13 protein-coding genes are annotated in these 13,873 nt (G+C 71.6%); 12 read left to right on the top strand and 1 reads right to left on the bottom strand.

What is annotated here, in order from left to right; genetic code table 11:
• The first annotated feature begins 7 nt into the window (after positions 1-7).
• Complete coding sequence (locus ACU6P3_RS28190) at positions 8-1,201, top strand: cytochrome P450 family protein (protein ID WP_447194681.1); 1,194 nt, start codon at positions 8-10, stop codon at positions 1,199-1,201.
• 31 nt (positions 1,202-1,232) lie between these two features.
• Here ACU6P3_RS28190 and ACU6P3_RS28195 read toward each other — a convergent pair whose 3' ends face one another.
• The gene (locus ACU6P3_RS28195) at positions 1,233-2,243 is read right to left on the bottom strand and encodes a Gfo/Idh/MocA family protein (protein ID WP_030752073.1); all 1,011 of its coding nucleotides are present in this window, start codon (positions 2,241-2,243) and stop codon (positions 1,233-1,235) included.
• A gap of 76 nt (positions 2,244-2,319) precedes the next feature.
• Here ACU6P3_RS28195 and ACU6P3_RS28200 point away from each other — a divergent pair, with 76 nt between their 5' ends.
• The 11 genes from ACU6P3_RS28200 to dgoD all read left to right on the top strand — a co-directional run bounded on the left by ACU6P3_RS28200 (position 2,320) and on the right by dgoD (position 13,673).
• Positions 2,320-3,141 (top strand): GntR family transcriptional regulator, encoded by an 822-nt coding sequence (locus ACU6P3_RS28200; protein WP_447194682.1) that lies wholly within the window; start codon positions 2,320-2,322, stop codon positions 3,139-3,141.
• Positions 3,142-3,418: 277 nt separating this feature from the next.
• Positions 3,419-4,435, top strand: coding sequence for a sugar ABC transporter substrate-binding protein (locus ACU6P3_RS28205; protein WP_030752065.1), 1,017 nt, complete (start codon positions 3,419-3,421; stop codon positions 4,433-4,435).
• A complete protein-coding gene (locus ACU6P3_RS28210) occupies positions 4,432-5,511 on the top strand; it encodes an ABC transporter permease (RefSeq protein ID WP_447194683.1) in 1,080 nt (359 codons plus the stop codon). The genes ACU6P3_RS28205 and ACU6P3_RS28210 overlap by 4 nt, the downstream gene beginning before the upstream one ends.
• Positions 5,508-6,422: an ATP-binding cassette domain-containing protein gene (locus tag ACU6P3_RS28215; RefSeq protein WP_447194684.1), complete on the top strand. Its 915-nt coding sequence runs from the start codon at positions 5,508-5,510 to the stop codon at positions 6,420-6,422. Before ACU6P3_RS28210 ends, ACU6P3_RS28215 begins: the two co-directional genes overlap by 4 nt.
• A 294-nt stretch (positions 6,423-6,716) precedes the next feature.
• A complete protein-coding gene (locus tag ACU6P3_RS28220) occupies positions 6,717-7,880 on the top strand; it encodes an ROK family glucokinase (protein WP_030752056.1) in 1,164 nt (387 codons plus the stop codon).
• Positions 7,877-8,530: a hypothetical protein gene (locus tag ACU6P3_RS28225; RefSeq protein ID WP_447194685.1), complete on the top strand. Its 654-nt coding sequence runs from the start codon at positions 7,877-7,879 to the stop codon at positions 8,528-8,530. The genes ACU6P3_RS28220 and ACU6P3_RS28225 overlap by 4 nt, the downstream gene beginning before the upstream one ends.
• A gap of 283 nt (positions 8,531-8,813) precedes the next feature.
• On the top strand, positions 8,814-10,202 hold the full coding sequence (locus ACU6P3_RS28230) for an MFS transporter (RefSeq protein ID WP_447194686.1): 1,389 nt from the start codon (positions 8,814-8,816) through the stop codon (positions 10,200-10,202).
• A gap of 6 nt (positions 10,203-10,208) precedes the next feature.
• A complete protein-coding gene (locus ACU6P3_RS28235; protein ID WP_447194687.1) occupies positions 10,209-11,135 on the top strand; it encodes a sugar kinase in 927 nt (308 codons plus the stop codon).
• Entirely contained in the window at positions 11,132-11,875 is a 744-nt protein-coding gene (locus ACU6P3_RS28240; protein ID WP_447194688.1) for an IclR family transcriptional regulator, read from the top strand. Before ACU6P3_RS28235 ends, ACU6P3_RS28240 begins: the two co-directional genes overlap by 4 nt.
• Positions 11,872-12,531, top strand: coding sequence for a bifunctional 4-hydroxy-2-oxoglutarate aldolase/2-dehydro-3-deoxy-phosphogluconate aldolase (locus ACU6P3_RS28245; RefSeq protein WP_447194689.1), 660 nt, complete (start codon positions 11,872-11,874; stop codon positions 12,529-12,531). The genes ACU6P3_RS28240 and ACU6P3_RS28245 overlap by 4 nt, the downstream gene beginning before the upstream one ends.
• Positions 12,528-13,673 carry a galactonate dehydratase gene (gene dgoD / locus ACU6P3_RS28250; protein WP_447194690.1) on the top strand — a complete coding sequence of 382 codons (1,146 nt, stop codon included), beginning with the start codon at positions 12,528-12,530 and terminating at the stop codon, positions 13,671-13,673. Before ACU6P3_RS28245 ends, dgoD begins: the two co-directional genes overlap by 4 nt.
• The last annotated feature ends 200 nt before the right edge of the window (positions 13,674-13,873 follow it).

A 13,873-nucleotide genomic window follows, 5' to 3' on the forward strand; every position in this document is an offset into this window, starting at 1 on the left:
TGGGCCAATGGCCATCATCGAACTCGCGGCGTTGGGCGCGGACTTCACCGCCGACCCCCATCCGTTCTACGCGAAGCTGCGCGACGCGGGCCCCGTCCACGAGGTGCGCGGCGCGGACGGCGGACGGTTCTGGCTCGTGGTCGGGTACGAGGAGGCCCGCGCGGCCCTCGCCGATCCCCGGCTGTCCAAGTCGATGGCCACGGTGGGCGGCCATGAGGCCGCGGAGTCGATCATGGGCCCCCATGTGCTGGTCCTCGACCCGCCGGACCACACCCGGCTGCGGAAGCTGGTCGCCCCCGAGTTCACCACACGCCGCGTCGAGGCGCTGCGCCCGCGCATCCAGCGGATCGCCGACGAACTGCTGGACGCGGCGGTCCCGGCGGGCAGCGGCGACCTGGTCGACGCGTTCGCCTTCCCGCTGCCCATCATCGTCATCTGTGAGCTGCTCGGAATCCCGCCCGGCGACCGGGACAGCTTCCGCGCCTGGTCGAACAAGATCCTCACACCGACCGGACCGGATGACGCGCGGGAGGGCTCCCTGCTGCTCCGCGCGTACCTCGACGACCTCATCGAGGACAAGCGCCGCTCGGAACCCGCCGACGATCTGCTCTCCACCCTGCTGCGGACGCGCGCGGAGAACGGCGACCGGCTCTCGGCGGAGGAACTACGGGCCTCGGCGTACCTGCTGCTGATCGCCGGTCACGAGACGACCGTCAACCTGATCTCCAACGCCACCCGGTCACTGCTCACCCACCCCGCCCAACTCGCCGCGCTGCGGGCCGACTTCGGACTGCTCGACGCGACGATCGAGGAGGCACTGCGCTACGAGGGGCCGGTCGAGACGAGCACGCTTCGGTTCACGATGGAGCCGGTGACGATCGGAGACACGGTCGTCCCGGAAGGCGACAAGGTCCTGGTGTCACTGGCCGCGGCCAACCGTGATCAGACCGTCTTCCCGGCCCCGGACACCTTCGACATACGGCGGTCGGAGCAGCCGGGCCGCAGCCGTAGCCATGTCGCCTTCGGCCACGGCATCCACTTCTGTCTGGGCGCGCCGCTGGCCCGGCTGGAGGCCCGGATCGCCCTGCGTACGCTGCTGGAACGCTGCCCGGACCTGGCGCTCGACACGACGGCGGGACCGTACGAATGGCTGCCGGGCCTGCTGCTCAGAGGAGTGCGCGAGCTGCCGGTGCGGTGGTAGGGGCGCGCCCCGCGCCGCGGTCGCCCCTGCCTCAGTCGTCGGCGCCCGGGATCTCCGTCAGCGCCACGGGGCGGCGCTCGCGCCGGGAGAGTTCGCACGCCTCCGCGATCCGCAGCGCGTGCAGCGCCTCCCGGCCGTCGCACGGATTGGCCAGCTCTCCGCCGACGACCTGGAGGAACGCGTTCAGCTCCGCCTCGTACGCCGGGGCGAACCGCTCAAGGAAGCCGGGCCACGGGTTGTCGCAGGGCGGCGGGCCCTTCGGCTCGGTGGAGGTGATGGGCGTACGGTCGTCCAGGCCGACCGCGAACTGGTCCAGCTCACCGGCCAGTTCCATCCGCACGTCGTACCCCGCGCCGTTGCAGCGGGTCGCCGTGGCCGTCGCGAGCGTGCCGTCGTCCAGGGTGAGCACGGCGGCCGCCGTGTCCACGTCGCCCGCCTCCCGGAACATCTCCGGCCCCGCGTCCGAGCCCGTCGCGTACACCTCCACGACCTCGCGCCCGGTGACCCAGCGCAGGATGTCGAAGTCATGGACCAGACAGTCGCGGTAGAGCCCGCCGGACAGCGGCAGGTAGGCCGCGGGCGGCGGCGCCGGGTCCGAGGTGATCGCCCGGACCGTGTGCAGCCGCCCGAGCCGGCCCGACCTGACGAGTTCGCGCGCCGCGCCGTACCCCTCGTCGAAGCGGCGCATGAACCCCAGCTGCAGCAGCGTGCCCGCCGACTCCACCGCGCGCAGCGCGCCCAGCGTGCCCGTGAGGTCGAGAGCGATCGGCTTCTCGCAGAAGGCGGGCAGCCCCGCCCGCGCCGCGCGGGCGATCAGGTCGGCGTGGGAGGCGGTGGCCGAGGCGATCACGACGGCGTCCACGCCCCAGGAGAAGACCTCGTCCACCGAGGGGGCGGCCGTCGAACGGGTCCGCTCGGCGACCCGAGCCGCCTGTGCGGAGTCGGTGTCCGCGACCACCAGGGAACCGACCTCGCGGTGCCGGCTGAGCACGTCAGCGTGGAAAGTGCCGATACGGCCCGTGCCGATGAGTCCGATGCGCATGGCCATAAGGTGGCCGTGCAAGGTCACGGTGTCAAGCGTTTGTCCTGACAACCGGACTTCTCGACTTCCGGTCAACATGCCGGGCGACTACGCTCGCCCCGTGTCCCATCAGCCGAGATCAACGCACACCGGACAGGACGGCCCCGCCCCGGAACCGCACGCGTCCCTCCCGCTCACCGTGGACCGCACCAGCCCCGTCCCGCTCTACTTCCAGCTCGCGCAGCAGCTGGAGGCGGCCATCGAACAGGGCCGGCTGGCCCCGGGCAGCCTGCTCGGCAACGAGATCGACCTGGCGGGCCGGCTCGGGCTGTCCCGCCCCACCGTCCGGCAGGCCATCCAGTCCCTCGTCGACAAGGGGCTGCTGGTGAGGCGTCGCGGGGTCGGCACCCAGGTCCTGCACAGCCAGGTGCGCAGACCGCTGGAGCTGAGCAGCCTCTTCGACGACCTGGAGGCCGCCGGTCAGCGGCCCACCACCCGGGTGCTGCGCAACACGCTGGTGCCCGCGCCCGCCGAGGTCGCGGCGGCGCTCGGGGTGAGCGAGGGCACGGAGGTGGTGTTCGTGGAGCGGCTGCGGTACGCGCACGACGAGCCGATGGCGTATCTGCGCAACCACCTGCCCGCGGGCCTCTTCGCGTGCGACACCGAACGGCTGGAGGCGACCGGCCTGTACCGGGTCATGCGGTCCGCGGGCATCACCCTGCACAGCGCCCGGCAGCGGGTCGGCGCCCGGGCGGCGACCGCCGCGGAGGCCGAGCGGCTGGCCGAGCCGGCCGGGGCACCGCTGCTGACGATGGAGCGGACGACGTTCGACGACACCGGCCGGGCCGTGGAGTTCGGCTCGCACACGTACCGCGCCTCGCGCTACACCTTCGAATTCCAGCTGCTCGTCCGCCCTTGAGGAGGTTCGGACACATCCCTTGACGGGCGGTGCCGCCCTCGCTAGAACTCCTCGGGAGCGGTGCGGGGCCGCGGACGGGCGGGCGGGACCGGCCCGGACCGGCCCGCGCGGACGGGCCCGCGCCCGGACTCGTTCGATGCCCCCGGTATCCGAAGTCCGGTGCCCAGGTACCCGATGACCGGACGCCGAACCGCGATGAACCATACTTGGGCGGCCGGGTCGGCGGGGAACGCGTTCCGGCCGCACCGAGGAGCACCAGCGAGAAGGGCACGGCGTCGTGGCAAGGGTTCGGACAGGGGTACGCGCGGTATGCGCCGTGCTCGCGGCGGCACTCGGGGTGTCCGCACTCGCGGGGTGCAGCAGCACCGGCGGCAAGCGCGCCGAGGATCGGGCCAAGCAGGCCGCCGCCGAGGGACGGTCCGCCGTCGACACCCCCAAGTGGACGGTGGCCATGGTCACCCACTCGGGAGACGGCGACACGTTCTGGGACATTGTCCAGAGCGGCGCCAAGCAGGCCGCCGTCAAGGACAACATCAACTTTCTCTACGCGCACAGCGACGAGGGCCAGCAGCAGGCCCAGCTCGTGCAGTCGTACATCGACAAGGGGGTCGACGGGCTGATCGTCACCCTCGCCAAGCCCGATGCCATGAAGGGCGTGGTCGCCAAGGCCGTCAAGGCCGGGATCCCGGTGATCACCGTGAACTCCGGCACCGAGCAGTCCAAGGCGTTCGGCGCGCTCAGCCACATAGGCCAGGACGAGTCCATCGCGGGCGAGGCCGTCGGCGAGGAGCTGAGCGAGCGGGGCAGGAAGAAGGTGCTCTGCGTCATCCACGAGCAGGGCAACGTCGGCCACGAGCAGCGCTGCGGCGGGGCGAAGAAGACCTTCGACGGGACGCTGCAGAACCTGTACGTCGAGGGCACCAACATGCCCGGTGTCCGGGCGTCCATCGAGGCGAAGCTCCAGGCCGACCCGGGTATCGACGCCGTCGTCACCCTGGGGGCGCCCTTCGCGGACGCCGCCGTACAGGCCAAGAAGACGGCGGGCAGCAAGGCCGAGATCGACACCTTCGACCTCAACGCCAAGGTCGCCGCCGAGCTGAAGTCCGGCACGCTGGGCTTCGCCGTCGACCAGCAGCCGTACCTCCAGGGGTACGAGGCGGTCGACCTGCTGTGGCTCTACCGGTACAACGGCGATGTGCTGGGCGGCGGCCGGCCGGTGCTGACCGGACCGCAGGTCATCACGCGGAAGGACGCCGCGGCGCTGGAGGAGTACACGAAGCGGGGGACGCGATGACGGCGACCGCGTCACCGGCGCAGGGCGCGCCGGAGGGGCCGCGGGCGACGGCGGGCGGTGGCGACGAGCGGCTGCTCCGTGTCTCGCCCCTGCGCCGGCTGCTCGGCCGGCCCGAGCTGGGCGCGGTCGTCGGCGCCGTGGCCGTCTTCCTCTTCTTCTCCTTCGCCGCGGACTCCTTCCTGCGGCCGTCCAGCATCGGGACGGTGCTGTACGCGGCGTCCATCCTCGGGATCATGGCGGTGCCGGTGGCGCTGCTGATGATCGGCGGGGAGTTCGACCTGTCGGCCGGCGTGATGGTGACCAGCTCGGCGCTGATCTCCTCGATGTTCAGCTTCCAGATGACGGCGAACGTCTGGGTCGGGGTCCTGGTGTCGCTCCTGGCCACGCTGGGCCTCGGGGCGTTCAACGGGATCATGCTGACGCGGACGAGGCTGCCGAGCTTCATCATCACGCTGGGCACGTTCCTGATGCTGACCGGCCTCAACCTGGGCCTGACGAAGCTGATCAGCGGCACGGTCTCCACGAAGACCATCGGCGACATGGAGGGCTTCCCCGCCGCGCGGAAGCTCTTCGCCTCGTCCCTGACCATCGGGGGCGTCGACCTGAAGGTCACCATCCTGTGGTGGGCGGCGCTGGTGGCGCTGGCGAGCTGGATCCTGCTCCGTACCCGCTACGGCAACTGGATCTTCGCGGTCGGCGGCAACGCGGACGCGGCGCGCGCCGTGGGCGTCCCGGTCCGGGGGACGAAGATCGGGCTCTACATGGGCGTGGCCCTGTGCGCCTGGGTGGCGGGGCAGCACCTGCTGTTCTCGTTCGACGTCGTCCAGTCCGGGGAGGGTGTCGGCAACGAGCTGAAGTACATCGTCGCGGCCGTCATCGGCGGCTGCCTGATCACGGGCGGCTACGGCTCGGCCGTGGGGTCCGCGGTCGGCGCGTTCATCTTCGGCATGACCGACAAGGGCATCGTGTACGCGGAGTGGAACCCGGACTGGTTCCAGTTCTTCCTGGGCGCGATGCTCCTGCTGGCCACCCTGCTCAACGCCTGGGTACGCAAGCGCGCGGAGGCTTCACGATGACGGCTGGGACAGCTGAGACGGCCGGGACTGACGGGGCGGCCGGGACTGGCGGGACCGTCGGGACGGCTCTGGTCGAGCTCGACGGCGTGGCCAAGTTCTACGGCAACATCCGCGCCCTGGAGGGCGTCTCGCTGGAGGTCCACGCCGGCGAGATCAGCTGTGTGCTCGGGGACAACGGCGCCGGCAAGTCCACCCTGATCAAGATCATCGCGGGGCTGCACCGGCATGACGCGGGCGACCTGCTGATCGACGGGGTCACGACAACCCTCGGCTCGCCGCGCGAGGCGCTGGACCGCGGCATCGCCACGGTCTACCAGGACCTGGCCGTCGTTCCGCTGATGCCGGTGTGGCGCAACTTCTTCCTCGGCTCGGAGCCGACGAAGGGACGCGGCCCCTTCAAGCGGCTCGACGTGACCCTGATGCGCGAGACCACGCGCGCGGCGCTGCTGCGCATGGGCATCGACCTGCGCGACGTCGACCAGCCGATCGGGACCCTGTCCGGCGGGGAGCGGCAGTGCGTGGCGATCGCCCGCGCCGTCCACTTCGGCGCGAAGGTGCTGGTCCTGGACGAGCCGACCGCGGCTCTGGGCGTGAAGCAGTCCGGGGTGGTGCTCAAATACGTGGCGGCCGCGCGGGACGCGGGCCTGGGCGTGGTGCTGATCACCCACAACCCGCACCACGCGTATCTGGTCGGGGACCGTTTCGTACTGCTCAAGCGAGGCGTGATGGCGGGCAGTCATACGAAGGACTCGATCACGCTGGACGAGCTGACGCGCCAGATGGCGGGCGGCTCGGAGCTGGAGGAACTGAGCCACGAACTGGAACGGGCGACGGGACCGGAACCGGACGTGACGGCACCGGGCGGGACGGCAGCGGGCGAGGCGTCCGGGAAGCCCGTGCGACCCGCCTGACGCCGCCGTACGGCCCGTGCCGGGCGCTGGTGCCCGGCACAGCCCCCGGGCACTGTTCGGGCCGCTCGACGCCCACGCCCGGGGCGGATGGCACAATCTGCGACGGCGGGCGCCGTCCGCCGCCGGTGCCCGCCCGGGCCAGCCGGCCCCCGACCCCGCAGGGACGACACCACTCGTGCGAGTACCCAGGCCGTGTGTCAGAAGCAGCGCCGTCCGCCCCCGGGGCGGGCCCCGGCGCGTCCGGCCCGCCGTCCGGGGCGGCGCACCGGCGGCCGACGCCGGGGGGTGGACCCGATGAGCACCTACCGTGACTTCGCCGCCGCCCACCGCGGCGCAGCCCGCGCCACCGTGCTGCGTACCGTCGGCGCCAGGGAGCGCCGCTCCCTGCTCACCGCGCCCCGCGTCCCGACCGTCGGCATCGACATCGGCGGTACGAAGGTGATGGCCGGGGTCGTCGACCCCGACGGGATCATCCTGGAGAAGGTCCGCACGGAGACGCCGGACAAGTCCAAGAGCCCACGGGTCGTCGAGGACACCATCGTGGAGCTGGTGCTGGACCTCTCCGACCGCCATGACGTGCACGCGGTCGGCATCGGCGCGGCGGGCTGGGTCGACGCCGACCGGTCCAAGGTGCTCTTCGCACCGCATCTCGCCTGGCGCGACGAGCCCCTGCGCGACGCGCTCTCCGCGCGGCTCGCGGTGCCCGTGATGGTCGACAACGACGCCAACACCGCCGCCTGGGCCGAATGGCGCTTCGGCGCGGGCCGGGGCGAGGACCACCTCGTCATGATCACGCTGGGCACCGGCATCGGCGGTGCCATCCTGGAGGACGGCCAGGTCAAGCGCGGCAAGTTCGGGGTCGCCGGGGAGTTCGGCCATATGCAGGTCGTGCCCGGCGGCCACCGCTGCCCTTGCGGCAACCGCGGCTGCTGGGAGCAGTACAGCTCCGGCAACGCCCTCGTACGGGAGGCCAGGGAGCTGGCCGCCGCCGACTCGCCGGTGGCGTACAACATCATCGACCGCGTCAAGGGCAACGTCCACGAGATCACGGGCCCGCTGATCACCGAGCTCGCCCGCGAGGGCGACGCCATGTGCATCGAGCTGTTCCAGGACATCGGACAGTGGCTCGGCGTCGGCATCGCCAATCTCGCCGCCGCCCTCGACCCGTCCTGCTTCGTCATCGGCGGTGGCGTGAGCGCGGCGGACGACCTGCTGATCGGGCCCGCCCGGGACGCGTTCCGCCGCCATCTCACCGGCCGTGGCTACCGCCCCGAGGCGAGGATCGTCAAGGCGCAGCTCGGTCCCGAGGCCGGCATGGTCGGCGCCGCCGATCTCGCCCGTCTGGTGGCCCGCCGCTTCCGCCGCGCCAATCGCCGCCGCGTGGAGCGCCACGAACGGTACGAGCGCTACGCGCAGGCCATCCGTACCGCCCGCTCGACCCAGGGGCCGCCGTCATGACCGTGGACCGTACCCCCGCCGCCGTGGCCCCCACCCCGTCGGCCGCCGACCAGGTTCCGCCGGCCGACGGGCAGCCGCCGACCGGAGACGGCCCGCCGGCCGCGGGCGGCGGCAGGCCCCCCGAGGACCGCCGCCACCGCAATCGACGCCGCTGGCTGACGGCGATCGTCATCGTCCTGCTCATCGGCATCCCGGCCGGCTACCTGGTGATCTCCGCGGAGCAGAGCCGGGACAGCGGCCGGGACAAGCAGGTCGAGTCCTCGGCCACCGGTCTGCGGCCGACGCGCCCGTCCAGGATGAAGCAGCGCGTCTTCGAGGTGCCGATTCCCCACGGGGCCACCCGTGTGCGGTACTTCGAGACGAGCAACTGGAAGACCAGTCGGCTGTACGTGCAGTTCGACGTGACCTCCGCGCGGCTGGACGGCTTCCTGAGCGAGCTGGGGACGAGCCGGTCGGCGCTCGAGGACGGCTCCGTCACCATCACCCCCCGCGACCGGCGCACCGTGGGCTGGAACTTCGATCTGCCGGGTCACCACTGGGCGGGCGTCCGCCATGTCCAGCAGGACCCGCGGCCCAGCCAGGACGTCGTCGTCGATCTGACCGACCCCGGCTTCCCGCGCGTGTACGTCGTCTCCACGACCACCCCCTGACGCCCGGGGCCCGGACGGTCCCCGCGGGCGTCGTCCGTAGGTCTGCGTCGGGGCGGGCGCGAGCGGACCGATGACCGCGGGACGCCGCCGGGCGTGTTGTTGGTGCTCTGTAGCGGAATCCGGTGGGAGGTCCTGCCGCCGGTGAGGCGCAGGCGGGCCGTCCGCGCCGCGAGCCGTGGGCAGTGTGGTGCAACATGTGCACAATCAGTGTGTGTTTTGCTCCGCGGCGGGTTGACTGCGCCGAAACACTTCGGCAGGACAACTGCCGTGCAAAGGAGCACGCATGCCGGACAACCCCGTGGTCGAGGGAGTCGACGTCGACCAGGATCCCCAGCGCCGGACACGGCGCCGCAACGCCATGGCCGCCGTGGTGGGATCCGTCCTGGAGTGGTACGACTTCTTCCTGTTCAGCACCTCCGCGGCGCTGGTGTTCAACAAGATCTACTTCTCGGGTGAGTCCGAATTCGTCGCCACTCTCGCCTCGTTCGCCACCTTCGCCGTCGGTTTCGCCGCACGTCCCGTCGGCGGGCTGATCCTGGCCCACTTCGGCGACCGCTGGGGACGCAAACCGGTGCTGATGGTGACACTGCTGATGATGGGCTTCGGCACCCTGGCCATCGGCGTGCTGCCGACCTACGAGCAGATAGGCGTGTGGGCACCCGCGCTGCTTGTCGCCTGCCGGATTCTGCAGGGACTCGGTGTCGGCGCCGAACTCGGCGGGGCCTATGTGTGGACCACCGAGAGCGCCAAGCCGGGCAACCGGGGCCTTTACGCGTCGCTGCCCGGCGCCGGCGAGTTCCTGGGCGTGGTGTGCGCGTCCGGATCCATGGCGGTCGTCGCCTCGCTGCCCGAGGAGCAGTTCCTCAGCTGGGGATGGCGGCTGCCCTACCTTGCCTCGGTGCTCGTGGTGATCGGCGGCGTCGTCCTGCGGTACGTCTCCGAGGAGAGCGAGAGCTTCCAGGACGCCGTGGCCGAGGGAAGGACGGAGAAGGCTCCTCTGGTGAAGGCGGTCCGCCACCACGGCCGGCGGATTCTGCTCATGATCGGCGCCGGCTGTGCCACCGCCATCGCCTCGTACTCGATCCAGGGCTACCTGCCCGCCTACGCCACCCAGGAGCTCGGGCTGCCGAGCAACGTGGCCGTCATCGCCATCACCGTCGCCTCCGCCGTCTCCATCCTCGGTGTGCCGCTCTGCGGCTGGCTGTGCGACCGGATCGGCCGGCGCCCGCTGATGATCGCAGGCGGTCTGGCCATCGCCGTGTTCGCCGGACCGTTCTGGCTCCTGGTGGGCACGAAGTCGACGCCACTGATCGTGATGGCCGTGGTCCTCGGATTCGCCGTCATGCTCAATTCGATGATCTTCGGACCGGCGGGCTCGTTCTTCTCCGAGCTGCTGCCCACCGAAGTCCGCTACACCGGTCTGGTCCTGGCCCGCGAAGCCACCGCCGTGCTCTTCTCCGGCACGGCGCCGTTCATCGCCACCCTGCTGGTACACGCGGGCGGCGGAAGCCCCTGGCTGCTGGCCGGATACATGGCCCTCTCCGGAATCGTCACCGCCGTGTCGGTGCTGCTGCTCCCGGAGACCGCGCCCCGCGCCGTGCGCCGCAAGGCGCTCAGGAGCGGCGCCGGGGACGGCAGCGCACCGGCCGGCAACGAGTACACAGAGGTGTGAGAAGAAGTGACAGAGCCAGAAGTGCTGTGTGTCGGAGAGGCGATGGTCCTGGTGGCTCCCGCGCGGGGCGAGCGTCTCGCCACCGCACGCGGTGCGGCCCTCGGGGTCGCCGGAGCCGAGTCGACCGTCGCGCAGTACCTTTCCGACCTCGGCCACCGCACCGCGTGGGCGAGCCGAGTGGGCACCGACCCACTGGGGGAGCGGGTGCTGGCCGCGATCGCGCGCTCAGGCGTCGACGTCGGCCACGTCGAGCGGGACCGCTCGGCACCGACCGGTGTGTACTTCAAGGACCCCGGCCCGGAGGGCACCCGGGTGCACTACTACCGGACCGGCTCGGCCGCCTCCAGGATGACCCCCGCCTATCTCGACCGCCTCCCGTTGTCCACGGCGCGCCTGGTGCACCTGTCCGGGGTGACGCCCGCCCTGTCGGACGGCTGTGCCGCGACATCGACAGCCTTGTTCGAACGCGCGCGTGCGGCCGGGGCGCGCTGCTCGTTCGACGTCAACTACCGGGCCGCACTGTGGAGTACGCGGCAAGCCGCCGGGCCGCTGCTCACCCTGGCACGCCAGGCGGACATCGTCTTCGTCGGCCTGGACGAGGCTCGGCACGTCTGGGGAACCGGGACCGCCGAGCAGGTGCGAGAGCTGGTCGGGCCCGGGGTGCGTCTCGTGGTGAAGGACGCGGACATCGGCGCCACGCACTTCCCGCCCCGGGACGGCCCGGCCGTCTTCGCCCCCGCGAACCCGGTCGAGGTGGTCGAACCCGTCGGTGCCGGGGACGCCTTCGCGGCCGGTTACCTCTCCGCCTGGCTGCGCGGCGCCGAGCCGGCCGACCGGCTGCGGTTCGGTCACCGGTTGGCCGCTTTCGCCCTGGGCGTGGTCGGGGACCACGCGGACGCCTCCGTCCTGCGTACGACAGGAGCCGCCGGATGAGCCAGACCGTGGAACGAGCCATCCGTGTCCTGGAGCTGATCAGCGAGAGCCCCCGGCATCCGACAGACGTCGCCGCGAGCCTGGACGTCCACCGGACCACGGCGCTGCGCCTGTTGCGGGACCTGTGCCAGGGCGGTCTCGCCCGCAAGCGGGAGGACGGCTCGTTCGCCGTCGGCTACCGGCTGGCCGGCCTGGCGCAGTCCGCACTCGAACAGTTCGATCTGCGGACCATCGCCCACTCGCACCTGCTGGAGCTGGGCCGCAAGCTCCGCCTCACCGTGCACATCGCCACCGTCGAGGACGGCCGCGTCTTCTACGTCGACAAGGTCGACCCGCAGAGTGGAGTACGGCTGTACTCGCAGATCGGCAAACCGGTCGTGCTGCACACCTCCGGCGTCGGCAAGGTGCTCCTGGCCTACATGCCCGCGGAGGAGCGCGCCCACGTCCTGGACGGCTACGCCTACGAGCGGTTCACCGACGCGACGGTGACGACCGCCGACGACTTCGCCGCCCAGCTGCGCGAGATCCGCGGACGCGGCTGGGCGACGGACGACGGAGAGTACGAGCCCTTCGTCAACTGCGTCGCCGTCCCGGTCCGGGACGGCACGGGCGCGGTGCGCACCGCCCTGTCCGTCACGGCGCTGAAAGCGCAGGTCGACCTCGCCCGGCTGCAAGAGCTGCTGCCGACGATCCGGACCACCGCCCACACCATCTCCCGAGCACTTGGCTGGACCCAATGACCATGGACCCAGTGGTGACGAACCACACCACCGCACACGACCGGCTGTTCCAGGAGGCGTTCGAGAACATCCCCCTCATGGCGATTCTGCGCGGTCTCGACCCGCGACGCACGGTGGAGGTGAGCCGGCGGGCCTGGGAAGTCGGCATCCGGCTCGTCGAAGTGCCCGTCCAGAGCGATGCCGCGGTAGCGGCGCTGGAGGTGGCGGTGGCAGCCGGCGAGGAGCACGGCGCCGCGGTGGGCGCCGGCACGGTGACCACCCTCGACCGCCTGGAGCGAGCCGTGGCGGCCGGTGCACGCTTCACCGTCGCCCCCGGGTTCTCCCGCGAGATCGCGGAGGCTTCGCTCGCCGCGGGCCTGCCGCATCTGCCGGGCGTGGCGACCGCCACCGAGATCCAGCAGGCCCGAGCGCTCGGCCTGACCTGGCTCAAAGCCTTCCCCGCCGCCGATCTCGGGTCCGGCTGGATCACCTCGATGTCCGGCCCGTTCCCCGAGGCTCGCTTCGTGGCGACCGGAGGCATGGGCCTGCGGAACACCCTGGAGTTCCTGGACGCCGGAGCCGCCGCCGTCTCGCTCGGCTCGGCCCTGGCCGACCCCGCCCAGTTCGAGCGGCTTCCCAAGCTGATCGAGGACCTCGACCGAAAGGCACAACGATGAGGATCACGGCACTGGAGACCTTCTCCGTCGCACCACGCTGGCTGTTCCTGGCCATCCGTACCGACGAGGGGATCACCGGCTGGGGCGAACCGGTGGTCGAAGGCCGCTCGGCCACCGTCGCGGCCGCCGTCGAAGAGCTCTCGGACTACCTCATCGGCGAGGACCCGTACCGGATCGAGGACCACTGGCAGGTGCTCACCAAAGGCGGCTTCTACCGCGGCGGCCCGATCCTGTCCAGCGCGGTGGCCGGCATCGACCAAGCACTGTGGGACATCAAGGGCAAGGCCCTCGGCGTGCCCGTCCACGAGTTGCTCGGCGGCGCGGTGCGCGACCGCATGCGGACCTACTCCTGGATCGCAGGCGACGAGCCGGACCGGGTCGCCGAGCACGCCCGCGAGCGCATGGAGCAGGGATTCGACGCTGTCAAGATGAACGGCACCGGCAGAGTTCGCGCCCTGGAGTCCAAGGCCGAACTCGACATGCTGGTGGGCCGCGTCGCCGCCGTGCGAGAGGCCATCGGCGACGCGGCCGACATCGCCGTCGACTTCCACGGGCGCGTTTCCCCCGCCCTGGCCCGCGAGGCCTGTCGTCTGCTGGAGCCGCTGCACCCGCTCTTCGTCGAGGAGCCGATCGTGCCCGAGCTGACCGGCGACTTCGCGCGCGTCTGCGGCTCCACGGTCGTCCCGATCGCCACTGGCGAACGGCTGTACTCACGCTGGGACTTCCGCGAGGTTCTCGGATCCGGCGTCGCCGTCGTCCAACCCGACCTGTCACACGCGGGCGGCATCTCGGAGGTCCGCAGAATCGCCGCGATGGCCGAGGCGTACGGCGTCACCCTGGCCCCGCACTGCCCGCTCGGGCCGATCGCTTTCGCCGCCTCCTTGCAGATCGACTTCGCCACACCCAATGCCCTCATACAGGAAACGAGCCTCGGCATCCACTACAACGCCGACCACGACCTGTTGGACTACCTCCTCGACACCAGCGTCTTCGACTTCGCCGACAGCCACATCGCCCGACCGACCGGCCCCGGCCTGGGCATCGAGATCGACGAAAACGCCGTACGCGAGGCGGCCGAGGCCGGTCAACGATGGCGCAACCCGATATGGCGCCACGCCGACGGCTCCTTGGCCGAGTGGTAGGAGCGACCCGATACGAGCACGCGTCGCACACGTCCGCCCGCGGGGGCCCGCAGGCCGCCGAGACCGCCCCGTCCCGGACGAGGCGTTCGTTGTGAGCGGGACGGGAGCCGGACGGGAAGACGATCTGTCCCGCCTCCTCCAGTGGCGGGACAGCGCACCACGACTGGCTGCCCGGTGGTTGTACGGGCCGGCCGGGCAGG

It is taken from the genome of Streptomyces hebeiensis, from assembly GCF_052983195.1.

Coding starts and splice junctions, on each gene's coding strand:
- ACU6P3_RS28190 (WP_447194681.1), top strand. CDS start 8: ATGGCCATCATCGAACTCGCGGCGTTGGGCGCGGACTTCACCGCCGAC.
- ACU6P3_RS28195 (WP_030752073.1), bottom strand. CDS start 2,243: ATGCGCATCGGACTCATCGGCACGGGCCGTATCGGCACTTTCCACGCT.
- ACU6P3_RS28200 (WP_447194682.1), top strand. CDS start 2,320: ATGCCGGGCGACTACGCTCGCCCCGTGTCCCATCAGCCGAGATCAACG.
- ACU6P3_RS28210 (WP_447194683.1), top strand. CDS start 4,432: ATGACGGCGACCGCGTCACCGGCGCAGGGCGCGCCGGAGGGGCCGCGG.
- ACU6P3_RS28215 (WP_447194684.1), top strand. CDS start 5,508: ATGACGGCTGGGACAGCTGAGACGGCCGGGACTGACGGGGCGGCCGGG.
- ACU6P3_RS28220 (WP_030752056.1), top strand. CDS start 6,717: ATGAGCACCTACCGTGACTTCGCCGCCGCCCACCGCGGCGCAGCCCGC.
- ACU6P3_RS28225 (WP_447194685.1), top strand. CDS start 7,877: ATGACCGTGGACCGTACCCCCGCCGCCGTGGCCCCCACCCCGTCGGCC.
- ACU6P3_RS28230 (WP_447194686.1), top strand. CDS start 8,814: ATGCCGGACAACCCCGTGGTCGAGGGAGTCGACGTCGACCAGGATCCC.
- ACU6P3_RS28240 (WP_447194688.1), top strand. CDS start 11,132: ATGAGCCAGACCGTGGAACGAGCCATCCGTGTCCTGGAGCTGATCAGC.
- ACU6P3_RS28245 (WP_447194689.1), top strand. CDS start 11,872: ATGACCATGGACCCAGTGGTGACGAACCACACCACCGCACACGACCGG.
- dgoD (WP_447194690.1), top strand. CDS start 12,528: ATGAGGATCACGGCACTGGAGACCTTCTCCGTCGCACCACGCTGGCTG.